This is a genomic window from Pseudoduganella sp. UC29_106, assembly GCF_044055365.1.
In the GTDB taxonomy this organism is placed as follows: domain Bacteria; phylum Pseudomonadota; class Gammaproteobacteria; order Burkholderiales; family Burkholderiaceae_D; genus Rugamonas.
In genome coordinates, this window is record NZ_CP171977.1 from 1 (window position 1) to 24,749 (window position 24,749).

The 24,749-nt window shown below is 61.2% G+C and carries 13 protein-coding genes, 2 tRNA genes and 4 rRNA genes; 17 read left to right on the plus strand and 2 right to left on the minus strand.

The features are described 5' to 3' along the window. Positions 1-366: 366 nt before the first annotated feature. The 12 genes from ACHMW6_RS00380 (at position 367) to ACHMW6_RS00435 (ending at position 13,940) form a co-directional block, all read left to right on the plus strand. A 16S ribosomal RNA gene (locus ACHMW6_RS00380) occupies positions 367-1,897 on the plus strand. A gap of 64 nt (positions 1,898-1,961) precedes the next feature. Beyond that, positions 1,962-2,037: transfer RNA gene (locus tag ACHMW6_RS00385), tRNA-Ile, on the plus strand. An 18-nt stretch (positions 2,038-2,055) separates the two neighbouring features. Beyond that, positions 2,056-2,131: transfer RNA gene (locus ACHMW6_RS00390), tRNA-Ala, on the plus strand. Between the two features lie 189 nt (positions 2,132-2,320). Continuing rightward, a 23S ribosomal RNA gene (locus ACHMW6_RS00395) occupies positions 2,321-5,192 on the plus strand. A 105-nt stretch (positions 5,193-5,297) separates the two neighbouring features. Then, positions 5,298-5,410, plus strand: a 5S ribosomal RNA gene (gene rrf, locus ACHMW6_RS00400). A 44-nt stretch (positions 5,411-5,454) separates the two neighbouring features. After that, a 5S ribosomal RNA gene (rrf, locus tag ACHMW6_RS00405) occupies positions 5,455-5,567 on the plus strand. The 16S, 23S and 5S rRNA genes sit together here with 2 tRNA genes alongside, the layout of an rRNA operon. A gap of 196 nt (positions 5,568-5,763) precedes the next feature. Then, positions 5,764-7,776, plus strand: coding sequence for an esterase-like activity of phytase family protein (locus tag ACHMW6_RS00410; protein WP_395404591.1), 2,013 nt, complete (start codon positions 5,764-5,766; stop codon positions 7,774-7,776). Positions 7,777-7,829: 53 nt separating this feature from the next. After that, on the plus strand, positions 7,830-9,056 hold the full coding sequence (locus ACHMW6_RS00415) for an RtcB family protein (protein ID WP_395404593.1): 1,227 nt from the start codon (positions 7,830-7,832) through the stop codon (positions 9,054-9,056). 3 nt (positions 9,057-9,059) lie between these two features. Then, a complete protein-coding gene (gene rtcA / locus ACHMW6_RS00420; RefSeq protein WP_395404594.1) occupies positions 9,060-10,079 on the plus strand; it encodes an RNA 3'-terminal phosphate cyclase in 1,020 nt (339 codons plus the stop codon). A 265-nt stretch (positions 10,080-10,344) separates the two neighbouring features. After that, positions 10,345-10,806 (plus strand): cytochrome c-550 PedF, encoded by a 462-nt coding sequence (pedF, locus tag ACHMW6_RS00425; protein ID WP_395404596.1) that lies wholly within the window; start codon positions 10,345-10,347, stop codon positions 10,804-10,806. Between the two features lie 12 nt (positions 10,807-10,818). Beyond that, a complete protein-coding gene (locus ACHMW6_RS00430) occupies positions 10,819-11,652 on the plus strand; it encodes a substrate-binding periplasmic protein (protein WP_395404598.1) in 834 nt (277 codons plus the stop codon). Continuing rightward, the gene (locus ACHMW6_RS00435) at positions 11,649-13,940 is read left to right on the plus strand and encodes a TonB-dependent receptor (RefSeq protein WP_395404600.1); all 2,292 of its coding nucleotides are present in this window, start codon (positions 11,649-11,651) and stop codon (positions 13,938-13,940) included. The genes ACHMW6_RS00430 and ACHMW6_RS00435 overlap by 4 nt, the downstream gene beginning before the upstream one ends. On the opposite strand, the gene ACHMW6_RS00440 is transcribed toward ACHMW6_RS00435, so the two are convergent. After that, positions 13,937-15,724 carry a TonB-dependent receptor family protein gene (locus ACHMW6_RS00440; protein ID WP_395404602.1) on the minus strand — a complete coding sequence of 596 codons (1,788 nt, stop codon included), beginning with the start codon at positions 15,722-15,724 and terminating at the stop codon, positions 13,937-13,939. The genes ACHMW6_RS00435 and ACHMW6_RS00440 overlap by 4 nt on opposite strands. A 460-nt stretch (positions 15,725-16,184) precedes the next feature. Between ACHMW6_RS00440 and ACHMW6_RS00445 the strand changes: the two genes are divergently transcribed. From ACHMW6_RS00445 to ACHMW6_RS00465, 5 genes are all read left to right on the plus strand, one after another. Continuing rightward, complete coding sequence (locus ACHMW6_RS00445; protein ID WP_395404604.1) at positions 16,185-17,114, plus strand: beta-propeller fold lactonase family protein; 930 nt, start codon at positions 16,185-16,187, stop codon at positions 17,112-17,114. Positions 17,115-17,264: 150 nt separating this feature from the next. Further along, positions 17,265-18,785, plus strand: coding sequence for an aldehyde dehydrogenase (adh, locus tag ACHMW6_RS00450; protein WP_395404606.1), 1,521 nt, complete (start codon positions 17,265-17,267; stop codon positions 18,783-18,785). Positions 18,786-18,801: 16 nt separating this feature from the next. Beyond that, on the plus strand, positions 18,802-19,185 hold the full coding sequence (locus tag ACHMW6_RS00455; protein WP_395404608.1) for a DUF779 domain-containing protein: 384 nt from the start codon (positions 18,802-18,804) through the stop codon (positions 19,183-19,185). A gap of 29 nt (positions 19,186-19,214) precedes the next feature. After that, on the plus strand, positions 19,215-20,939 hold the full coding sequence (locus ACHMW6_RS00460) for a PQQ-dependent methanol/ethanol family dehydrogenase (protein ID WP_395408494.1): 1,725 nt from the start codon (positions 19,215-19,217) through the stop codon (positions 20,937-20,939). A gap of 264 nt (positions 20,940-21,203) precedes the next feature. Continuing rightward, on the plus strand, positions 21,204-22,355 hold the full coding sequence (locus ACHMW6_RS00465; protein WP_395404610.1) for a porin: 1,152 nt from the start codon (positions 21,204-21,206) through the stop codon (positions 22,353-22,355). Here the strand turns inward: ACHMW6_RS00465 and ACHMW6_RS00470 are convergent, their stop codons facing one another. Beyond that, entirely contained in the window at positions 22,356-24,233 is a 1,878-nt protein-coding gene (locus tag ACHMW6_RS00470; protein WP_395404612.1) for a sigma-54-dependent Fis family transcriptional regulator, read from the minus strand. It lies immediately after the preceding gene. Positions 24,234-24,749 lie beyond the last annotated feature (516 nt).

The window sequence follows — 24,749 nt, forward strand, 5'->3', positions numbered from 1 at the left end:
AAAAAGCCCTTGCGGCCCTTCAATGGCTTTGCTATAGTTCTGTCCCTCGCAACGACGCATACGCAACGAAGCGAGATGTTCGAAGCGCGAAGCGCTGAAAACGAAGGGGTTGACGAGTTGCACGCTGTACCGCATAATCTCGCTTCTCTGCTGCTGACAAACACAACGATTTGTCGCTAAACGCAGCGATCTTTAAAAATCAACAGTCGATAAGTGTGGGCGTTTGACGATGTGCAACGCGCCGAATGGCGCGATGCTCAAATTATTAGTTTCAAACGCTCGCACAAAATAAACGTAAATCTCTTTATTGAGATTTCGTCAGTATTTTGAGTGAGTGACCCGCTAGAAATAGCGAAAACAGAGATTGAACTGAAGAGTTTGATCCTGGCTCAGATTGAACGCTGGCGGCATGCTTTACACATGCAAGTCGAACGGCAGCGCGGGGGGCAACCCTGGCGGCGAGTGGCGAACGGGTGAGTAATATATCGGAACGTACCCAAGAGTGGGGATAACGTAGCGAAAGTTACGCTAATACCGCATACGATCTCAGGATGAAAGCAGGGGACCGCAAGGCCTTGTGCTCCTGGAGCGGCCGATATCTGATTAGCTAGTTGGTGAGGTAAAGGCTCACCAAGGCAACGATCAGTAGCTGGTCTGAGAGGACGACCAGCCACACTGGAACTGAGACACGGTCCAGACTCCTACGGGAGGCAGCAGTGGGGAATTTTGGACAATGGGGGCAACCCTGATCCAGCAATGCCGCGTGAGTGAAGAAGGCCTTCGGGTTGTAAAGCTCTTTTGTCAGGGAAGAAAAGGGAGTGGCTAATATCCATTCCTGCTGACGGTACCTGAAGAATAAGCACCGGCTAACTACGTGCCAGCAGCCGCGGTAATACGTAGGGTGCAAGCGTTAATCGGAATTACTGGGCGTAAAGCGTGCGCAGGCGGTTTCGTAAGTCTGTTCGTGAAATCCCCGGGCTTAACCTGGGAATGGCGATGGAGACTGCGAGGCTAGAGTTTGGCAGAGGGGGGTAAGATTCCACGTGTAGCAGTGAAATGCGTAGAGATGTGGAGGAACACCGATGGCGAAGGCAGCCCCCTGGGTCAAAACTGACGCTCATGCACGAAAGCGTGGGGAGCAACAGGATTAGATACCCTGGTAGTCCACGCCCTAAACGATGTCTACTAGTTGTTGGGTCTTAATTGACTTAGTAACGCAGCTAACGCGTGAAGTAGACCGCCTGGGGAGTACGGTCGCAAGATTAAAACTCAAAGGAATTGACGGGGACCCGCACAAGCGGTGGATGATGTGGATTAATTCGATGCAACGCGAAAAACCTTACCTACCCTTGACATGGCAGGAATCCCGGAGAGATTTGGGAGTGCTCGAAAGAGAACCTGCACACAGGTGCTGCATGGCTGTCGTCAGCTCGTGTCGTGAGATGTTGGGTTAAGTCCCGCAACGAGCGCAACCCTTGTCATTAGTTGCTACGCAAGAGCACTCTAATGAGACTGCCGGTGACAAACCGGAGGAAGGTGGGGATGACGTCAAGTCCTCATGGCCCTTATGGGTAGGGCTTCACACGTCATACAATGGTACATACAGAGGGCCGCCAACCCGCGAGGGGGAGCTAATCCCAGAAAGTGTATCGTAGTCCGGATTGTAGTCTGCAACTCGACTACATGAAGTTGGAATCGCTAGTAATCGCGGATCAGCATGTCGCGGTGAATACGTTCCCGGGTCTTGTACACACCGCCCGTCACACCATGGGAGCGGGTTTTACCAGAAGTAGGTAGCTTAACCGCAAGGAGGGCGCTTACCACGGTAGGATTCGTGACTGGGGTGAAGTCGTAACAAGGTAGCCGTATCGGAAGGTGCGGCTGGATCACCTCCTTTCTAGAGTCTGCACGGACTCAAACGTCCACACTTATCGGCTGTTAGATCAAAAAGAAACGAGCGCGGGTCTGTAGCTCAGCTGGTTAGAGCACCGTGTTGATAACGCGGGGTCGTTGGTTCGAGCCCAACCAGACCCACCAAGTATCGTGTTGTACCACGGGGGATTAGCTCAGCTGGGAGAGCACCTGCTTTGCAAGCAGGGGGTCGTCGGTTCGATCCCGTCATCCTCCACCACTGCCTTTATGTGTGCGATAGACGCAGACATAAGAGTAGTACTCGTTCTTTAACAATCTGGAAGAAGTAAAGTTTTATTAAGCGTGAATCGAAAGATTTACACTTAGGGTAGTGTTCCGAAAGGAACGCATACAAAAACTCATCAAACACAGTAGTAAGTGCTTAGAACTATAGCCGTCAAGGTTATAGGGACAAGTGACTAAGTGCACATGGCGGATGCCTTGGCGATTACAGGCGATGAAGGACGTAGAAGTCTGCGATAAGCTTCGGGGAGCTGACAAACAAGCTTTGATCCGAAGATTTCCGAATGGGGAAACCGGCCTTTTAGGTCATCGTATTCTGAATACATAGGAATACGAAGCGAACGCGGCGAACTGAAACATCTAAGTAGCTGCAGGAAAAGAAATCAACCGAGATTCCCAAAGTAGTGGCGAGCGAAATGGGAAGAGCCTGTACGTGATAGTCGTTTGGATAGTGGAAGCCTCTGGAAATAGGCGCCATAGCGGGTGATAGCCCCGTACACGAAATTCAAGCGGTGGTACTAAGCGTACGACAAGTAGGGCGGGACACGAGAAATCCTGTCTGAAGATGGGGGGACCATCCTCCAAGGCTAAATACTCGTAATCGACCGATAGTGAACCAGTACCGTGAGGGAAAGGCGAAAAGAACCCCGGGAGGGGAGTGAAATAGATCCTGAAACCGTGTGCATACAAACAGTCGGAGCCTCGTAAGGGGTGACGGCGTACCTTTTGTATAATGGGTCAGCGACTTACATTCAGTGGCGAGGTTAACCAGATAGGGGAGCCGTAGAGAAATCGAGTCCGAACAGGGCGCCAGTCGCTGGGTGTAGACCCGAAACCAAGTGATCTATCCATGGCCAGGTTGAAGGTGCGGTAACACGCACTGGAGGACCGAACCCACTAATGTTGAAAAATTAGGGGATGAGCTGTGGATAGGGGTGAAAGGCTAAACAAACTTGGAAATAGCTGGTTCTCTCCGAAAACTATTTAGGTAGTGCCTCAAGTATCACCACCGGGGGTAGAGCACTGTTATGGCTAGGGGGTCATCGCGACTTACCAAACCATTGCAAACTCCGAATACCGGTGAGTGCGAGCTTGGGAGACAGACGTCGGGTGCTAACGTCCGGCGTCAAGAGGGAAACAACCCAGACCGCCAGCTAAGGTCCCAAAGATTGGCTAAGTGGAAAACGAAGTGGGAAGGCTAAAACAGTCAGGATGTTGGCTTAGAAGCAGCCATCATTTAAAGAAAGCGTAATAGCTCACTGATCGAGTCGTCCTGCGCGGAAGATGTAACGGGGCTAAGCCAGTCACCGAAGCTGCGGATATCCGCAAGGATATGGTAGGAGAGCGTTCTGTAAGCCTGCGAAGGTGGCTTGTAAAGGCTGCTGGAGGTATCAGAAGTGCGAATGCTGACATGAGTAGCGATAATGCGGGTGAAAAGCCCGCACGCCGTAAGCCCAAGGTTTCCTGTTCAACGTTCATCGGAGCAGGGTGAGTCGGCCCCTAAGGCGAGGCAGAGATGCGTAGCTGATGGGAAGCAGGTTAATATTCCTGCACCGTCGTATGATGCGATGGGGGGACGGATCGCGGAAGGTTGTCTAGCTGTTGGAATAGCTAGTTTCTGGTTCATAGGAGGTACTTAGGCAAATCCGGGTACGTAATCCAAGGGACTGGGACGAGCGCTCTTGTAGCGCGAAGCAATCGGAAGTGGTTCCAAGAAAAGCCTCTAAGCTTCAGTCATACGAGACCGTACCGCAAACCGACACAGGTGGGCGAGATGAGTATTCTAAGGCGCTTGAGAGAACTCGGGAGAAGGAACTCGGCAAATTGGTACCGTAACTTCGGGAAAAGGTACGCCCCGGTAGCTTGACCACTTTACTGTGGAAGGGCGAAAGGGTTGCAATAAACTGGTGGCTGCGACTGTTTAATAAAAACACAGCACTCTGCAAACACGAAAGTGGACGTATAGGGTGTGACGCCTGCCCGGTGCTGGAAGATTAAATGATGGGGTGCAAGCTCTTGATTGAAGTCCCAGTAAACGGCGGCCGTAACTATAACGGTCCTAAGGTAGCGAAATTCCTTGTCGGGTAAGTTCCGACCTGCACGAATGGCGTAACGATGGCCACACTGTCTCCTCCCGAGACTCAGCGAAGTTGAAGTGTTTGTGATGATGCAATCTACCCGCGGCTAGACGGAAAGACCCCATGAACCTTTACTGTAGCTTTGCATTGGACTTTGAACCAATCTGTGTAGGATAGGTGGGAGGCTTTGAAGCGGGGACGCCAGTTCTCGTGGAGCCAACCTTGAAATACCACCCTGGTTTGTTTGAGGTTCTAACCTTGGCCCGTGATCCGGGTCGGGGACAGTGCATGGTAGGCAGTTTGACTGGGGCGGTCTCCTCCTAAAGTGTAACGGAGGAGTTCGAAGGTACGCTAGGTACGGTCGGACATCGTGCTAATAGTGCAATGGCATAAGCGTGCTTAACTGCGAGACCGACAAGTCGAGCAGGTACGAAAGTAGGACATAGTGATCCGGTGGTTCTGTATGGAAGGGCCATCGCTCAACGGATAAAAGGTACTCTGGGGATAACAGGCTGATTCCTCCCAAGAGTTCATATCGACGGGGGAGTTTGGCACCTCGATGTCGGCTCATCACATCCTGGGGCTGTAGCCGGTCCCAAGGGTATGGCTGTTCGCCATTTAAAGTGGTACGTGAGCTGGGTTTAAAACGTCGTGAGACAGTTTGGTCCCTATCTGCCGTGGGCGTTGGAAATTTGAAGGGGGCTGCTCCTAGTACGAGAGGACCGGAGTGGACGAACCTCTGGTGTACCGGTTGTCACGCCAGTGGCATTGCCGGGTAGCTAAGTTCGGAAGAGATAACCGCTGAAAGCATCTAAGCGGGAAACTTGCCTTAAGATGAGATTTCCCGGAGCCTTGAGCTCCTTGAAGGGTCGTTCGAGACCAGGACGTTGATAGGTCAGGTGTGGAAGTGCAGTAATGCATTAAGCTAACTGATACTAATTGCCCGTACGGCTTGTCCCTATAACCTTGCCGGTTATACGCACTTACCGTGTTTGAGATACCCAACTTACTTCTTCCAGATTCAGTGTGGCGCCGCAGTGAGCGGCGACATACGTACAAGTTATGCTTGATGACCATAGCAAGTCGGTCCCACCCCTTCCCATCCCGAACAGGACCGTGAAACGACTTTGCGCCGATGATAGTGCTGCAACCAGTGTGAAAGTAGGTTATCGTCAAGCTAGTTATTCAGGTGCCGCGCCTCAGCGCGAACCAACAGGTCAAGTCTGATGACCATAGCAAGTCGGTCCCACCCCTTCCCATCCCGAACAGGACCGTGAAACGACTTTGCGCCGATGATAGTGCTGCAACCAGTGTGAAAGTAGGTTATCGTCAGACTAGTAATTAAGGAAAAGCCCGCTGGCTAACGCTAGCGGGCTTTTTTGCTTTCTTAGAACCCACGGCGTGAAGCAGGTGGCTGCCACATCGTGGCAGCCACCAGTTTTAGGCCGTGGGTTTTTTGTTATGTATAACTAGTCATCATGTTGTAACTACTGCTTCGTAAGCTGTCACTTTTTTAACTAGAAGGACAGCCATGAAGCTCCCACGACTCTCTCCCCTTGCGCTTGCACTGACCCTGGCCGCCTGCGGCGGCGGCGATAACGCCCAGGACCCACCGAAAGCCCAGATCGCCGGCGTCTTTCTGGACGGCGCTGTTGAAGGCCTGGACTATGTCGTCGGCACCGGCGCCAAGACCAGCACCGGCTCGAAGGGCGAATTCAACTGCACGCAAGGCGACACCGTGAGCTTCAGCCTGGGCGGCATGAACCTGGGCAGCGCCACCTGCGCCGCCACCATCACTCCGCTGCAGCTGGCCGCGGCCACCGACACCAAGGACGCGAAAGTCGTCAACCGCCTGATGGCATTGCAGCTGCTGGATGAAGACAATGATCCGTCCAACGGCATCAAGCTGGCCGCCGATGTGAAGACCGCGATGGCCTCCAAGAGCGCCGACTTTGCCGCTTCCGCCGCGGACTTCAACAAGGCCTTCGCCGCGACCCTGGCCGCCGCCGGCGCCAAATACGCCGGCCGCAGCATCGATGACGACCGCCGTGCCCTGGTTCGCGAACACTTCGAAGACACACTGAATTCCAAGGTCGCCACCACCACCGAATCCTTCACCCAGGGCGACGTGGCCGTAACCGTGACCCGCTACCAGGTCCAGGCGGCCAACAGCTTCTACATTCCATACGAAGGCACGAACGCCAAAGTGAAGGAAGACTTCCCGCTCGGCTTCCTGCCGTCCTACGGTTCCGCGCTGGCCTTCAAGGGCAGCAACGCCAATGGCGACCTGGAGTTCTATGGCCTGACCGACCGCGGCCCGAACGGGGACGGCCCGAACGTGCCAACGCCGAACGGCACCGGTCTGACCGGCTCCAAGATTTTCCCGTCGCCTGGCTTCGCGCCTGCGATTGGCGTGATCACCGTCGGCAAGACCGGCGCCGTGCTGAGTTCCTCGATGCCGATCAAGGTCTCCGCGTCCGTGAAGGCTTCCGGCCTGGCGATCCCGCCGGGCACCCTGGGCAACTCGGCTGAAGTGCCGGTGATGGATGCGATGAAGTACGACCCGTCCACCAAGGCTGTTTTCGATCCGAACGGCCTGGATACCGAGTCCATCGCCTTCGACAAGAAGCGCAACGCGCTGTGGATCTCGGACGAATACGGTCCCTTCATCATCAAGGTCGATCCGGCCACCGGCATCATCCAGTCCCGCTATGCACCGGGCAGCGGCCTGCCGACCATCTTCGCCAAGCGCCGCGCCAACCGCGGCATGGAAGGCATGGCGCTCGACAGCGTAAGCGACAAGCTGCACGGCTTCCTGCAAAGCCCCCTGTCCGATGGCAGCTCGCTGTACAGCGTGACCGGCAAGAACGAGCAGGTCGAGCGCTTCGCACGCTTCACCCGCTGGATCGAGTTTGACCCGAACACCGGTTCCACCAGCAAGATGTACGCGTATCCGATCAGCGGCGCCGACTATCAGGATGGCCGCACCGGCAACGCCAAGCTGGGTGACATGGTCGCGCTGGGCAACGGCAAATTCATCGTGATCGAGCAGGGCGCGGCGCCAAACGGCAAGGTGTTCAACAAGCTGATGCTGGTCGAAATCGGCAGCGCCACCGACATCAACGCCGCCGCCTTCAATCCGGCTACGTCCGACCTGGAAAAGAGCTCGATGGCCGCTGCCGCCGTCAACGGCGCCGATTGGTCCAAGGTCGTGCCGCTGAAGAAGACCTTGTTGCTGAACCTGAACGCGATCGGCTGGCTGGCTGAAAAAGCCGAAGGCCTGACCATCGTCGACGGCAGCACGCTGGCCCTGGCCAACGACAATGACTTCGGCCTGAAGACCAAGATCTTCACGCCGGCCGGCGTGGCCGTTTCCGACGCTGACGTCACCAAGTGCAATATCGACGCCAACGGCGTGATCATCACCAGCACTTCCGCAGGGTGCGACGCCGCCAACAGCATCCGCGTGGCCCGCGGCGACGACAAGGAACGTCCAAGCCGCATCTGGCTGATCAAGTTCGGCAAGGCACTGACCAGCTACTAAGTCCGTGCGCAGCGCTCCTGCCAGTTGAAGGATAATGCTGGCAGGAGAGCAGCATGGCGCACGAAACCATCAAAGTAGAGGGAGGCAGCCCGGTCAAGATGTGGACCGAGGGCGTGCCTGTCGAGCCGGAAGCCAGGGAACAGCTGGTCAATACGGCGAAGATGCCCTTTATCTACAAGCACATTGCGGTGATGCCCGATGTCCACCTGGGCAAGGGCTCGACCATCGGCAGCGTGATCCCGACTGTAGGCGCGGTCATCCCGGCCGCTGTCGGCGTCGACATTGGGTGCGGCATGATGGCCGCCAAGACCACGCTGTCCGCCAATGACCTGCCGGACAATCTCGGTCCCCTGCGCAGCGCCATCGAAAAAGCCATCCCCCATGGAATGAGCCCCAAGACCCGCGGCTACAAGGGCCGTGACCAGGGCTCGTGGTACGAACCGCCGCGCACCGTCGACCAGGCCTGGCTGCAACTGAAGGAAGAATTCGACGCGATCTGCGAAAAGAATCCCAGGCTGCGCCAGACCAACAACTACAAGCATCTCGGCACGCTCGGCACAGGCAATCATTTCATCGAAGTCTGCCTGGACGAGGAAGGCGCCGTGTGGTTCATGCTGCATTCGGGTTCGCGCGGCGTGGGCAATGCCATCGGCACCCACTTCATCGAACTGGCCAAGCAGGACATGCGCGTTCACCTGGCCAACCTTCCGGACCAGGACCTGGCCTATCTGAAAGAAGGCACGAAGCATTACGACGATTACGTGGAAGCCGTCGGCTGGGCGCAAAGGTTCGCGCGCATCAACCGCGAAGTGATGATGCAGAACCTGATCGCAGCCGTGCGCACGGTCATCAGGAAACCCTTCGAAACGCATGTGGAAGCGGTCAACTGCCACCACAACTATGTGCAGAAGGAGCGCCACTTCGGGCGCGACGTACTGGTGACGCGCAAGGGAGCGGTATCCGCGCGCGAAGGCGAGATGGGCATCATTCCCGGCTCGATGGGCGCCAAAAGCTTTATTGTGCGCGGCAAGGGCAATGCCGAAAGCTTCCATAGCTGCAGCCACGGCGCCGGCCGCACCATGAGCCGCAACGAGGCCAAGCGCCGCTTCACGCGCGAAGACCAGGAGCGCGCTACGCGCGGCGTCGAGTGCCGCAAGGATGAAGCGGTGATCGACGAGATTCCGATGGCCTACAAGGACATCGATGCCGTCATGCAGGCGCAGCAGGATTTGGTGGAAGTCGTGCACACATTGAAGCAGGTGGTCTGCGTGAAAGGGTGAGCGATGATTGAACTGGACGGCTCCACGGGCGAGGGCGGCGGACAGATTCTCCGCACTGCGCTCACGCTGTCCATGATCACCGGCCAGCCCTTCCGCATCATCAACATCCGCGCCAACCGACAGCCCGCCGGCCTGCGCCGGCAGCACCTGGCGGCGGTGCGCGCAGCGGGGATCGTCTGCAGGGCGCAGATTTCGCACGCCGAAGTAGGCTCGAAGGAGCTGGAATTCACGCCGGGCGTGCTTACTGGCGGCGTCTACGAATTCAATATCGGCACGGCCGGCAGCACGACACTGGTCCTGCAGACACTGTTGCTCGCGCTGCTCAAGGCGGAGGTGCCGACCACCGTCACCATCACCGGCGGCACGCACAACCCCAAGGCACCGCCCGCGCAATTCCTCCAGCGCGCTTATTGCCGCCTGCTGGCCGCGATGGGCGCGCGAGTGGACGTGGAGCTGGAGCGCTCCGGTTTCTATCCTGCCGGCGGCGGTGTGCTGTCGGCCTTCATCCTGCCGTGCCCCAGGCTGAACCGCCTGGACCTGATGGAGCGCGGCCAGTTGCATGCGGCCTTTGCTGAAGCCTTCGTCGCCCGCCTCCCGGTGGGCGTGGCCCGGCGCGAGCTCGATACCGTGAGCCGCTCGCTGAGCTGGGGAGGCGGCCAGCTGAATGAGCACATCCTGACAGATACCGATGGCCCGGGCAACGCGCTACTGCTCACGATCGACAGCGCCAATGTGACCGAAGTGTTTTCCGGCGTCGGCGACAAGCATGTGCGTGCGGAGACTGTGGCGGAAGGCGCCGTGCTGGAGGCGGAGCGCTACCTGAAATCCGGTGCGGCGGTCAGCGAGCACCTTGGCGACCAGCTGATGCTGCCGATGGCGCTGGCGGGCGGCGGGCGTTATACGGTCGATCACGTGTCCCAGCACGCCATCACCAACGCCGAAGTCATCGCCCGCTTCCTGCCGGTCGCCGTCACCTTCGAGCAGGGTGACCATTTCAGCACCTGCACTGTTCACCCGGTGTGACAGCTGTCCCAATCTGACACACCCGCCCCACCCTGGGGTCAGATCCGACATTCGGACACGATCTCAGCGCTATCGGCCCATTTTCCCTCTGCGATTCAAGTGCAACGAGCGACTTCGGCAGTAGGCGCAGTATTTCCCAAATAGCGGCCGCTGTTTCAATAGGTAGCAATATGCATGTCCGAATGTCGGATCTGACCCCAAGGTTTGGGGATGGCACACGGATTGCTCCTGCATGGATACCACAACCACAATGCAGGAGACATCCATGAAACGCATCGTTATCACTTGCGCCGCCGCGGCGGCGTTGGCCACTTCACTGTTCGCCGTAGCGCACGGCAATGTCACGCCGCAGGGCGTCGATACCACCGGCCTGCCTGTCCTGGGCGAGAAGTGGCGCGAGGAGAATCCCTACAAGGGCAATCAACTGGCGCTGAAGATCGGCACTTCCGCCTACAACCAGAATTGCGCCCGCTGCCACGGCCTGGAAGCCGTTTCCGGCGGCATTGCGCCCGACCTGCGCTTGCTGGACCGCGACTGCGTCGGCATGCGCAATGAAGCCAAGAAGAAGGCCTGCTACAAGGAGATCGACGCCTACTTCCTGACCTCCATCCGCCACGGCAAGGTACGCAACGGCGCCGTCTACATGCCGCCGTTCGAGGGCGTATTCAACCAGGAAGCCATGTGGGCCATCAAGACCTACCTGGAAACCCGCCGCGCCAGCGAATAAAGGGAGGCTGCCATGCTGACCCAGCGCCTGCGCGAGTACCGCGCCATGATGCTCATCGGCTCCGCGCTGCTGTGCGCAGCGCTGCCAGTGCGCGCCGACTGGAAGAAGATCGAGGAGTCCGGCCGCCTGAAGGTGGCCGTGTACACGGAGTTCGCGCCGTTTTCGGACAAGAGCGGCGGCATCGACATCGACCTCGCCGATGCCCTGGCGAAGAAGTTGTCGCTGAAACTGAGCCTGCTGCCTTTCCCCGCGGGTGAAAACCTGAACGATGATTTGCGCAATATGGTGTGGAAGGGCCACTACCTGGGCTACGGCCCAGCGGACGTGATGCTGCACGTGCCCGTGGACCGCGCGCTGATGGCGTCCAACGACAAGGTGGAGATCTTCGCGCCTTACCATGTGGAGAGCGTGCGCCTGGTGCGCAGCGCGCGCAGCATTCCGGCTTTCGACAGCATGGAAGCACTGGCGGGCAAGCGCATAGGCGTGGAGCAGGTGTCGCTGGCCGGCATGGTGATGCTGGGCGAGGGGAATGGACGTTTCCGCGACAACGTTCACCTGTTCCCCACCTCGGCGGAGGCGCTGGAGAAGCTGAAGGCGGGCGAACTGGATGCCGTGCTGGCGAACCGCTCAGAGATCGAGGCCGTGATGCACGGTGATCCGGCCTTTCCGGTCGACCAGGTCAGCTTCCAGCGCATGCCGCGTAATGGCTGGATAGTGGGCATGGCTGTCCGCAAGGACAATACGGACGTGGCACGCAGGCTGCAGGGGGCGCTGAATGAAATGTCGGCCAACGGCGAGTTGCAGGCGATTTTTGCGCGGCACGGCGTGCAACTGGTGAAGCCATGAAACCGCGGCGGCTGGCGGCCGGTGTGTTGGCCCTGGCGTCGGCCGCCCCACTTTCGACAGCGCGCGGCGAGGGGATGACGACTGTGGAAGTTGTCGGCATCGCGCCGCAGGGTGGGCTGGACGTGGAGCGCAAGCAGCTCCCATATGCGGTGCAGAGCATTTCGCTGCCGCAGCAGGGTGAGACGGTGGGTGAGGCAATGGCGCGCTCGCTGGCCGGCGTGAACGTGAACGAGGTGTCGGGCAGTCCTTACCAGAATGACCTCACATTCCGGGGCTTCCGGGCTTCGCCTGTGCTGGGGACGGCGCAGGGGCTGTCCGTCTACCTGGATGGCGTGCGCGTGAACGAGCCCTTCGGCGATGTCGTGAACTGGGACATGCTGCCCGAAGCGGCCATCGGCAAGCTGCTGCTGGCGCCGGGCTCGAATCCTTTGTATGGCCTGAATACGCTGGGCGGCGCGCTGGTGCTGACCACGCGGTCCGGGCTCACCGACGCAGGCTTCAGCGCCGGCGCCAGTTCGAGCAGCCAGGGACGGCAGCGGTTGGATGTCGCGCACGGCGCGCGCACCGATGATGGCTGGCATAGCTATCTGGCCGCCACCGTCTTCCATGATCGCGGCTGGCGCGATGCGTCAACCGGGCGGCTGGGCAATCTGTTTGCCAAAGTTGGCCGCAGCACGGGGGCTTCGAACTGGCAGGTGTCGCTGCTCAGCGCTTCCAGCCGGCTGGTTGGCAATGGGCTGCTGCCGGACGACCTGTATGCCGCCGACCGCCGCTCGGTCTATACGAGTCCCGACCGCACGCGCAACCAGCTACGGCAAGTGCAGGCGAGCTTGCAGCATCAGCTCAGCGCCGCGACCGAGGTTTCGCTCGCGGTGTACGCCCGCACAAGCAGGCGCGATACGACGAACGGCGATATCAGCGATGCCTACGCCGATTGGCTCTCGGCCGCGGACGCCGACGCAGATGTGCGGCCAGGCGGAGCGGCGCCTTCCGCGCGGCAGTGTGCAGATGGCTGCGCGACGGCGGGCGGTGCGACGGGGCAATCGCCGTCGGCCTCGGAGGCGCCGCTGGCGGCGGCGCTGAATACGGCGGCGACGCGGCAGCGGAGCCAGGGCGTGAGCGCGGGGCTGCAGACGGTGGCGGGCGCGCACCGGTTGGCGTTCGGCGCGAGCTTCGACCGCAGCGGCATGTCCTTCGCTCAGTACAGCCAGCCAGCGGAATTCGGCGCCGCGCGCGACGTGAAGCCGCAGGGAGAGGACGAGGCACGCGAGCTGGAAGCCGCCGTCACCGGCCGCGCCCGCAGCACCGGCCTTTTCGCCAGCGACACATGGACCATCGCGCCAGCATGGTACGTAACGATGGCTGCCCGCTACAACCACGCCCGCGTATCGAACGCGCTGTTGCGCGATGACGGCAGCGTGCAGCGCGAAGCCTTCACCTACCGCAAACTGAATCCGTCGCTCGGCGTCGCACACCAGCTGCAACCGGGTCTCACCTTGTTCGCCAACGCCGCGCAAAGCAACCGCGTGCCGACAGTCATCGAGCTTGGATGCGCCGATCCGGAAGAACCCTGCCGCCTGCCCGTCGGCCTGCAGTCAGACCCCTACCTGAAGCAGGTCGTCTCCCGCACAATCGAAGCCGGCGCACGCTGGAAATCCGGCGTCAGCAATGCGACGCTCGCGCTTTACCGCACGATCAATCGCGACGATATCCTGTTCCGCGCCGCCGGCCAGACCCAGCACGGCTACTTCGCCAACTTCCCGCGCACGCGCCACCAGGGCCTGGACTTCAACGCTGCCACGCGCGCCGGCGCGTTCGACCTGCGCCTCGCCTACAGCTACCTGGACGCCACCTACGACGCCACCGGCAGTCTGTTCACCGGCACGCGCGACGTAACCATCGTCCCCGGCACGCGCATTGCCGGCCTGCCCCGCCACACGCTGAAGCTGGCCGCCGACTGGAGCGCCGCGCCTGGCCTCACGCTAGGCGCCAATATCACGGCCGTGTCGCACCAGACCGTGCAAGGCAACGAAGACGGCGCCCATCCGGAATGGCGCGTCGCCGGCCATGGGCTGCTGTCGCTGCACGCGACCTACAAGACAGGCAAATGGGAATGGTATGCACGCGTGAGCAACCTGACCAACCGGCGTTACGAAACCTATGGCGCTGCCGCAGCCAGTTTCTTTCCCGGTGGACGCCTGCTGACGCAAGGCCAGGCCGAGGAAACGCGCTTCGTCGCCCCCGGCGCACCACGCGCTGTGGCGGCCGGAGTGCGATTCAGCTTCTAGAACTGATACTGCGCACTGAAGCCGGCCACCCAGTTGCGTCCCGGTGCCGCCTCGTAATAGCGCTTGTTCGTGTCGCCGACAATCACGGAACCGACATAAGTACGGTCCAGCAGGTTATTCAGGCGGGCATACTCGCGTAAGCGCCATCCCATCCAGTCCTGCTTCGCCGTCAGCCGCGCATTGAGTACGCTGTAGCCAGGCGCCGGGATATCGGCGTTGGCGTCTTCCGCATAGACCCTGGCTGCCGCCACCGCTTCCAGCGCCGCGCCAAAGCGCTCGCCGGCGGACCTCCAAGCCAGCTCGCCGAACAGGTTCGCGCGCGGCACGCCCGGCAGGCGCGCACCCTCGCGGACATTGCCGAAAGCCTGGTCATAGGTCGCGCGCAGCACGGTGAGCGCCAGCCGGCCGCTGAAGCCCGCGCCCAGTTGGCTGCTCAGGGACAGTTCCCCGCCCTGGCGCAGCGTCTTGCTCGCGTTGCGGTAGCTGGTGCGGCCGCCGCTCGAAGCGTCGACTACCAGTTCATCGCTGGTGCGCACCTGGAACAGCGCCACGTCCACGCGGGTGCCGCCCATCTGCGCCTTCACGCCCGTTTCCAAGTGCGTGCTGCGGGCCGGACGCAGGTTGAAATTGAAGCCCGCACCCGCGCCGGAGTAGAACAGCTCATTCAAGGTCGGCGCCTCGAAGCCGCGCGCCGCGCTGGCGTAGAGATTCAGCGTTGGCGTCAACTTATAGAGAGCGCCCAACAGCGGCGTGCTGCGGCTGTAGTGCAGGGAGCCGCTGTCGTTGCCGTTGGAGAGGAAGCGGTCGTCCACGGACACGCGCAGGCGCGAATGCCGCAGCCCGGCCGTGAACTGCCAGCGCTCGCCCGCCCATTCCGTCTGCAGATAGGGATCGGAGTTGGACACCACATCCTGCTCATCGCGCCGCAGCTTGCCCTGTACACCGAACACATTGCCGATGAAGTTCTCGTACCCTTTGCGGTCGTCGCTGGAGCGGCCATATTCGACGCCGGCCGTCGTGGTCAGCTTGCCGCCGGCAAGCGGGCGCACATCCTGCCAGTTCAGGTCCGCCCCATAGAAATCGCGGTCGAAGTCCACCACGCCGCCGGAGTGGCTGGACGGAGCCTGGAAGGCCTTGGAGAAGGACTGGAACTGGATGACCTGGCGATTGCCGCCCCACACGCTCAGGTGCAGGCGGCTGTCGCCGAAGCGCTGGTCCCAGCTGGCGCCGGCCTGCTGGTGGTCGATGCTCTTGCGCGTGTTGTAGCGCTCGGCCAGCGTGCGCTTCGGCGTTTGCGTATCGGTCGCATCGATCTCGCCGGCGCGCGGATCGCGCTGGAAGGTGGCCCAGGTCACGCCTAGCGGGTCTAGCGTATCCTTCTGGCGCAGGCCGCTCGCGACCACGGTGAGTTTGCTGTCCGCACCGGGACGCACGGTGATCTTTGCCATTCCCTGGTCGCGCCGCGCCGCGCTGTGGTCGCGATAGCCGTCCGTCTCGAAGCGGGAGGCATCCAGCACATAGCCGACGCCGGCCGCGCTGCCTTGCGCGTTCAGGTCCGTCTTGCGCAGACCATCGCTACCGGCGGAGAAGCCCGCCTCCACGCTCGGCGCACCTTCGCCTTCGCGCGTGAACAGCTGGATCACGCCGCCGGAATGGTTGCCGTAGATGGCGGAATAGGGGCCGCGCAGGACTTCGATGCGTTCGGCCATGTCCAGGTTGAAGGTGGCGGCCTGGCCCTGGCCGTCCGGCATGCTGGCCGGGATGCCATCCGCGATCAGTCGCACGCCGCGCACGCCAAAGGCCGAGCGGGCGCCGAAGCCGGCGCGAGGAGATTTGCAGGTCCTGCGCATAGTTCTGACGGTTTTGCGCCACCACGCCCGGCACCGCGGCCAGCGCTTCGGACGCATTCACGCGCACCTGGCCGTCGCGGATGCGCGCCGCGTCCAGCACATCGACTGCGGCCGGCAGGTCGAAGCTGGCATGCTCGATGCGGCTGCCGCTGACGACGACCACGTCGGCAATGGCATCGCCCTCCGGCCCCGCACAGGCCAGGGTGGGGACGAACAGTCCGGCAATCAGACCGGCGATGACGTTCAGGCGGATCGGGCGCTGCATGTTGAACTCTCCTCGATGTGGTTTTTCACCACAGTAAGCAATATACCTGCCATGCCGTGCGCGGGCCGCCCCCGTGCTGGCATATGGATTGCATCGTATAGCGGGCCAACACCATACCAAGGAGACACCATGAAAGCAATCCTGTGCCTGGCGCTGTGCGCCATGGGCGCCGCCGCCGCAGCGCCATTCGCCTATGTACCCAATGAGAAGTCCGGCACGATCAGCGTGATCGACACGGCCAGCGACACCGTCGTACGCCAGATCGCCGCCGGCAAGCGCCCGCGCGGCATCGCCAGCGATGAGCGGGGCCGCCAGATCTTCGTCACCGACGCCGCCAGCAGCGTTTTGCTCGCCATCGACAGCAGCAGCGGCGTCACCGAAGCGCTGGCGCTGGGCCGCTCGCCCGAAGGCGTCAGCGTTTCGCCGGACGGCAAGCTGGTGGCGGTGGCCGTGGAGGAGAACAACAGCGTGACGCTGTTCGATGCCGTGACCCACGCCAAACTGGCGGACATCCCCGTCAAGGGCCGCAACCCGGAGCACGCCGTCTTCAGCCCGGACAGCCGCTACCTCTATGTGAGCGCCGAGGAAGCCGAGCAGGTGGACGTGATCGATGTCGGGCGCCACAAGCAGACCGGCTCCGTGGCCGTGGGCCTGCGTCCCCGGGGCATCGGCTTCTCGCCGGACGCCAGGCGCGCCTACGTAGCCTGTGAACTGGTGAACACCGTCTATGTAATCGACACGGCCTCACTGCGCACGCTTGCGGCCATACCGGCCGGGAAGAATGCCAACGGCATCGCCGTGCATCCGGACGGCCGCAGCGTCTATGTCTCGAACGGCATGGACGGCACCGTGATGCAGATCGATACCGCCCGCAACGCCGTCAGCGCCACGATCCCGGTCGGCAAGCGGCCCTGGAACATGGCCCTCACGCCGGACGGCGGCAAGCTGTATGTGGCCAACGGCCGCTCCAACAATGTTTCGGTGATCGACACGGCCAGCGCAAAGAAGGTGGCCGATATCCCCGTGGGCGAACTGCCCTGGGGCGTAGTGATCCGTTGAGTGGAGCAACAGGTGTTCAAGTTTGGAACATATGGAGCGCCGGTCAGCACGATTTCCCCCGCCGGATGCGCTGGCACGGCAATTGCGGAATACACAAGCGTGCCGCTTCGCACCGGGGCGGTCCCCACAACACACTGAATAGAGGACGACATGAATCTCGCGGACATCAGCAAACTGGGCGTGGCCAATCCCTTCAAGAAGCGTTACGACAACTACATTGGCGGCAAATTCGTGCCGCCGGTGAAGGGAGAGTACTTCGCCAACATCACTCCGATCACCGGCCTGCCGTTCTGTGAAGTTGCCCGCTCCACCGCGGAAGATGTCGAGCTGGCGCTGGATGCCGCCCACGCCGCGAAGGAGGCCTGGGGCAAGACCTCGCAGACCGAGCGCGCCAACATCCTGAACAAGATGGCCGACCGCATGGAGCAGAATCTGAGCCTGATCGCCACGGCCGAAACCATCGACAACGGCAAGCCTATCCGCGAAACGATGGCTGCCGACATCCCGCTGGCCATCGACCATTTCCGCTACTTCGCCGGTTGCATCCGCGCCCAGGAAGGCTCGGTCGCGCAGATCGATGCGCAAACCTACGCCTACCACTTCCACGAGCCGCTGGGCGTCGTCGGCCAGATCATCCCCTGGAACTTCCCCATCCTGATGGCCGTCTGGAAGCTGGCGCCAGCACTGGCCGCCGGCAATTGCGTGGTGCTGAAACCCGCCGAGCAGACGCCCGCTTCCATCATGGTCCTGCTGGAGGTGATCGCGGATCTGCTGCCGCCGGGTGTGCTGAATGTGGTTAACGGCTTTGGCCTGGAGGCGGGCAAGCCTCTGGCCTCCAGCAAGCGCATCGCCAAGATCGCTTTCACCGGTGAAACCGGCACCGGCCGTCTGATCATGGGCTATGCGGCGCAGAACCTGATTCCCGTCACGCTGGAACTGGGCGGCAAGTCGCCCAACATCTTCTTCGAGGATGTGATGGACGCGGACGATGCCTTCTTCGACAAGTGCCTGGAAGGCTTCGCCATGTTCGCGCTGAACCAGGGCGAGGTCTGCACCTGCCCGTCGCGCGTGCTGGTGCAGGAATCGATCTACGAGAAGTTCATCGAGCGCGCGCTGGCCCGCGTGGCTGCCATCCGCCAGGGCAATCCGCTGGATTCTTCCACCATGATCGGCGCCCAGGCTTCGCAGGAACAGCTGGAAAAGATCCTGTCCTATATGGATATCGGCCGCCAGGAAGGCGCGCAGTTGCTGGCCGGCGGCGAACGCACCATCCAGTCGGGCGATATGGAAGGCGGCTACTACGTGCGCCCCACCGTCTTCAAGGGCGACAACAAGATGCGCATCTTCCAGGAAGAGATCTTCGGCCCGGTCGTCTCCGTGACCACCTTCAAGGATGAAGAAGATGCTCTGCGCATCGCCAACGACACGTTGTACGGACTGGGCGCCGGCGTTTGGACGCGCGACGGCAGCCGCGCCTTCCGCGTCGGCCGTGGCATCCAGGCCGGCCGCGTGTGGACCAACTGCTATCACCTGTACCCGGCTCACGCAGCCTTCGGCGGCTACAAGCAGTCCGGCATCGGCCGTGAGAATCACAAGATGATGCTCGAACACTATCAGCAGACCAAGAACCTGCTGGTCAGCTACAACCCCAACGCACTGGGCTTCTTCTAACCTTGGGAGACGGAGTATGGATAACGCCATTGCCCGCGTCACAGCGACCGACGAAGCGCTGGAACTGATCGCCGCGCTGCATCAGCGACACGGCCCGATCATGTTCTTCCAGTCCGGCGGCTGCTGCGACGGCAGCGCGCCGATGTGCTATCCGGCGAGTGAGTTCAATGTCAGCGAAACGGACGTCTACCTGGGCAACCTGGGCGGCGCACCGTTCTTCATCGGCCTGGAGCAGTACGAGTACTGGGAACACACGCAGCTGATCATCGATGTGGTGCCGGGCAATGGCGGCATGTTCTCGCTCGAAAACGGCAGCGGCAAGCGCTTCCTGCTCCGTTCCCGCCTATTCAGTGACGCAGAGTGCGACGCCTTGCAGGCCTCGCGCCAGATCAAACGATAACAAAGGAGACAACCGTGAAATACATCACCATGGGATTGCTGCTTGGCGCCACCGCACTGGCCCAGGCAGGCAGCGGCAGCGTGACCACCACGATGCTCGATAATGCGGCCAGGGACACGAGCAGTGTACTGTCCTCCGGCATGGGATCGGAGGGCCAGCGCCATTCGACGCTCACGCAGATCAACACGAAGACCGTTGGAAAGCTGGTGCCCGCGTGGTCCTTCTCCTTCGGCGGCGAGAAGCAGCGCGGCCAGGAATCGCAGCCGGTCATCTACAACGGCAAGATGTTCGTCACCGCCTCGTATTCGCGCCTGTTCGCGATCGACCTCAAGACGGGCAACAAGCTGTGGAAGTATGAGCACCGCCTGCCGGACGGCATTATGCCCTGCTGCGACGTGATCAACCGCGGCGCTGCGCTGTACGACAATCTCGTCATCTTCGGCACGCTGGATGCCTACCTGGTCGCGCTGGACCAGGATACCGGCAAGGTCGTGTGGAAGGAGAAGGTCGACGACTACGCCGCTGGCTATTCGATGACCGCGGCGCCCCTGATTGCCAAGGGTATCCTGCTCACCGGCGTATCCGGCGGTGAGTTCGGCGTGGTTGGCCGCGTTGAAGCGCGCAATCCGAAAACGGGCGAGCTGCTGTGGATGCGACCCATGGTCGAGGGCCATATGGGCTACCGCTACGACAAGGACGGCAACCCGATCGAGAACGGCATCACCGGCACTGTCAACAAGAGCTGGCCGGGCGAGCTGTGGAAAACGGGGGGCGCTTCAACCTGGATGGGAGGCACCTATGATCCGAAGACGGGCCTGGCCTACTTCGGCACCGGCAACCCGGCGCCATGGAACAGCCACCTGCGGCCAGGCGACAACCTGTATTCCTCGTCTACCGTGGCGCTGGACCCTGAAACGGGCGCCATCAAGTGGGCTTACCAGAACACGCCGAACGATGCCTGGGACTTCGACGGCGCCAACGAATTCGTGACCTTCGATATGGACGGCAAGCGTTACGGCGGCAAGGCCGACCGCAATGGCTTCTTCTACGTGATCGATGCGAAAGAGGGCAAGCTGCAGAACGCCTTCCCCTTCGTGCACAAGATCACCTGGGCTTCCGGCATCGATTTGAAGACGGGCCGTCCGATCTACACCTCCGATGGCCGTCCCGGCGATCCAACCAAGGGTGAGGAAGGCAAGAAGGGCAGCACGGTGTTCGCAGCACCGGCCTTCCTCGGCGCGAAGAACCAGATGCCGATGGCATACAGCCCGCAGACAAAGCTGTTCTACGTGCCGGCGAATGAATGGGGCATGGATATCTGGAATGAGCCGATCAGCTACAAGAAGGGCGGCGCCTATCTGGGCGCGGGCTTCACCATCAAGCCGCTGTACGACGATTACATCGGCGCGCTGCGCGCCATCGATCCGAAGAGCGGCAAGATCAAGTGGGAAGTGAAGAACAATGCGCCGCTGTGGGGCGGCGTGATGACGACTGCCGGCGGCCTTGTCTTCTATGGCACGCCTGAAGGCTACCTGAAAGCGCTGGACGCAAACACTGGCAAGGAGCTGTGGAAGTTCCAGACCGGCTCCGGCGTTGTGGCGCCGCCTGTTACCTGGCAGGAGAACGGTACGCAGTATGTCGCGGTAGTGTCGGGCTGGGGCGGCGCTGTGCCGCTGTGGGGCGGCGAAGTCGCGAAGAAGGTCAACTTCCTCGAACAGGGCGGTTCTGTGTGGGTGTTCAAGCTCGCAAAGTAAAGAGTGTGTGCTCCACTTTGGGCGGCCGCGTGCCGCCCTTTTTTTAGAACCCACGGCCAAAAGCAGGTGTCAGGCACATCGTGCCTGACACCAGGTTCACGCCTGTGGTTTTGCGAACGCCCGCACCGGAATAGAACAGCGCTGATCCGTATCGGCGCAACCGAGAGCAACGCTCACAAGCCCTGTCCCTCTGCCAAAGCATCGGCACGCAAATTGCCCTGACTCCTGTGCATCACAACCTTCCAACATAATCAGGAGACGAAAATGAAAAAGACCATGCTGGCGGCCCTTGCCGGCGCTGCACTCGCACCCGCGGCCCACGCTGTCGACGTCAAGGCGGGGGACTGGAACCTCAACGTGGGCGGCATCGTGAACGCCTATTACACGCATGTCTCATGCAGCGGCGATGCGGTCGGCGGGCTGGCGCTGGCGAGCCGTGGCATCGGCTGCGGTGGCGAAGACAATCGCACTACCATCGGCAATGGACTGCTGCCGAACGGCCTCGTGACCTCCGCCACCACGAAGCAGGGTGATTACGACATCAAGGCCCACATCGGCATCTACCACGCCACCGCGACGGACAGCGCCATCGCGCAAAACAGCGAAGTGGACGTGCGCCAGGCCTGGTTCAGCTTTGGCAATGCGGAGATGGGCACGGTCAAGCTGGGCCGCGACAACGGCATCTTCGGCAACAACGCCATCTTCGGCGACATGACGCTGATCGGCGCCGGTGCGCCCGTGCAGGCCACGCAGCGTGGCCGCGTCACGCTGGGCCACATCGGCGCGGGCTATGCTTACGTGGGCTACTATGGCCAGATTGCCTATACCTCGCCGAAGTTCTCCGGCTTTACGGTGGACGCGGCGCTGGTCAGCCCAGTCGTCGATTCGCCCATCGTGTCGGCCGCGCAGTACTCCACCAAGTCGCAGCCGCAGGTGCAGGCGCAACTGAGCTACGCCGATGGCGGCCTGCGCGCCTGGGTGGGTGGCAAGACGCAGAAGTTCCATGGCGTCGCAGCCGGCGCGCCTGACTTCACGATGGCGGCCTATGAAGTGGGCGCGGCCTACCAGTACGGGGCTTTTGGCGTGCTGGCCAACTTCCAGGGCGGGAAAGGCGTCGGCATCCTGTCCGATGCGGACCAGGGCGAGGTGCGGGGCAAGCACGGCTTCGTGCAGGCGACGATGAAAACAAGCGACAAGCTGAAACTCGGCATCGGCTACGGCATCAGCCGCAACGATGACAACACGCTCGGCACGCACGGCCTGAAGTCGAACGCCAACCTCACGCTGGGCGCTTACTACTCGCTGACCAGCGCGATCACGCTGGTCGGCGAAATTGGTCAGACGCGGTCGAAGGCCTTCGGTGGAGGGGAAGCGAGGATGAACGGCGTTTCCTTCGGCGGCATCCTCTTCTTCTGATCACTTGAGATGGGGCAGCTTGCGATAAATCGTATTGCGCGAAACGCCCAGGGCGCGGGCGGTGGCCGAGACATTGCCGCCGTTCGCTTCCAGCGTGCGTGCGATCAGGGTCTGCTCCATATCTTCCAGCCGCGCGCCGCCGCAGGGCATTGCGGTAGCGATGGCCGTCAGCTCCGGCTGCGCGGCGCGCATATCGTCGAGGAAGTCGTCCGGCATGTGACGCATGCAGATCTCGAGATCGTCGCCCGCCATGACAACGGCTGTGCGCAGCAGGTTGGTCAGCTGGCGGAAATTGCCTGGCCATTTGTGCTGCAGGAAGAGTTGCATCAGTTCGGGCGACACGGTGTAGCGGGCGCCGTCCGATTCGGTCGAGAGGATCTTGTTGACGACCGTTTCGAGGTCGGTGCGCTCGCGCAGCGGCGGCAGCTTCACCACCAGGCCGTTGAGGCGGTAGTACAGGTCCTCGCGGAACAGACCCTTGGCGATGCGGTCACGCAGGTTGTGGTTGGTGGCGCAAATCACTTCCACGTTGACGGGGATGGACTTGCCGCTGCCCAGCGGCGTGACCATGCGTTCCTGCAGCACGCGCAGCAGGCGCGCTTGCAGCGGGAAGGGCATGTCGCCGATTTCATCGAGGAAGAGGGTGCCGCCGTTGGCCTGCAGGATCCTGCCCACCGCGCCTTTCTTGCGCGCGCCGGTGAAGGCGCCGTCCTCATAGCCAAACAGTTCGGACTCGATCAGCGTTTCCGGAATCGACGCGCAGTTCACCGCCACGAAGGGGCTTTGCGCGCGCGGCGAGTCGTTGTGGATGGCCTGGGCCAGCAATTCCTTGCCGGTACCGGTTTCACCCATGATCATGATGGGGATGTCCTTGCCCAGCACGCGCGTGACCTTGTCGAGCACCGCCTCCAGCTGCGGATCGCCGGTGCGCAGGTAGCGCAGGCCGGAAAGCCGGCGCGACGCATGGGCGGGATTGGTCTGCGCCGGATGGGCATCTTCGCGCGGCGCAATGATCGCGTGCTGGAAAGTGTTGTTCGCCAGCCGCAGTTGGGCGCGGCCGAATACGCGAACGCCATTGTGCAGGCAGAGTTCCAGCAGTCCGGGCGAGGCGGTGCGGTAGTGGTCGAACAGCGCGGACACCGGAAGCCCGAACAGGGAGCTGAAAGTATGCGACTGCAGGGCGGCGAACGAGAGCCCGAGCTGGAACAAGCCGGCGCGGTTGGCCGCGATAAAGCGTCCACCCGGCGTGAAGGAGGCGATACCTTCCATCAGCGTGCCGATGAATTCGGGCCGCGCATGGAAGTGGAGGGTGATCACGTCCTCGAAGGCAGCGGAAAACAGCTGGTTCTCCACCATTAGTGCGGACATGCGCACCAGGGCCATCGTATGCGTATGGAAGCTGCGGCGGTCGCCGGACACGTCCAGCACGCCGATCACATTGCCTGCGTGGTCGGTGATCGGCGCCGCGGAGCAGGTCAGGAAGTGGTTCGCCGCCAGATAGTGCTGGTCGGCGTGGACCAGGGCGGGCTTGCCCTCGGCGATCGCGGTGCCGATCGCATTCGTGCCCTTGCACTGCTCGGACCAGGTGGCGCCAGCCTGCAGTGCGACGCGGTTGGCCTTTTCCAGGAAGTCATCGTCGCCGAGGGAGTGAAGGATCACCCCGGTGGCGTCGGTGAGGATCACCATATTGTGGGTATTGGCGATCTGCTGATAGAGCGTTTCCATCGCCGGCACCGCATGGGTATGCAGCAGCCGGTTCTGCTCGATCAGGCGCGAAAGCTCATAGCGGTCGAGCGGGCCGAAATCCACATGGCTGCACGGATCCAGGCCGTAGTTCTGCGACCGGAGGTGCGAACTCTCGATGAGGGTGTTGCTCACATTTGAAACAGTATCGTGACCCATGTCTCCAGCTCCCCTGTGTTGCCGTCTTCCGCGGCGAGTTTTAATGAGGAAGGTGATTCATAATGTAGCACCTGTGCCAAAACTGAGCAAAAAGGAATGGCCAGGTGCCTTGTTACCTCATATTAGCAAGCCTGATGCCAGCCCCTTCCCAAACCCACGGCGTAACCCTGGTGTCTGCCACATCGTGGCAGACACCTGTTTTTTGCCGTGGGTTCTAAAAAGCCCTTGCGGCCCTTCAAGTGCTTTGTTATAGTTCTGTCCCTCGCAACGACGCACACGCAACGAAGCGAGATGTTCGAAGCGCGAAGCGCTGAAAACGAAGGGGTTGACGAGTTGCACGCTGTACCGCATAATCTCGCTTCTCTGCTGCTGACAAACACAACGATTTGTCGCTAAATGCAGCGATCTTTAAAAATCAACAGTCGATAAGTGTGGGCGTTTGACGATGTGCAACGTGCCGAATGGCGCGATGCTCAAATTATTAGTTTCAAA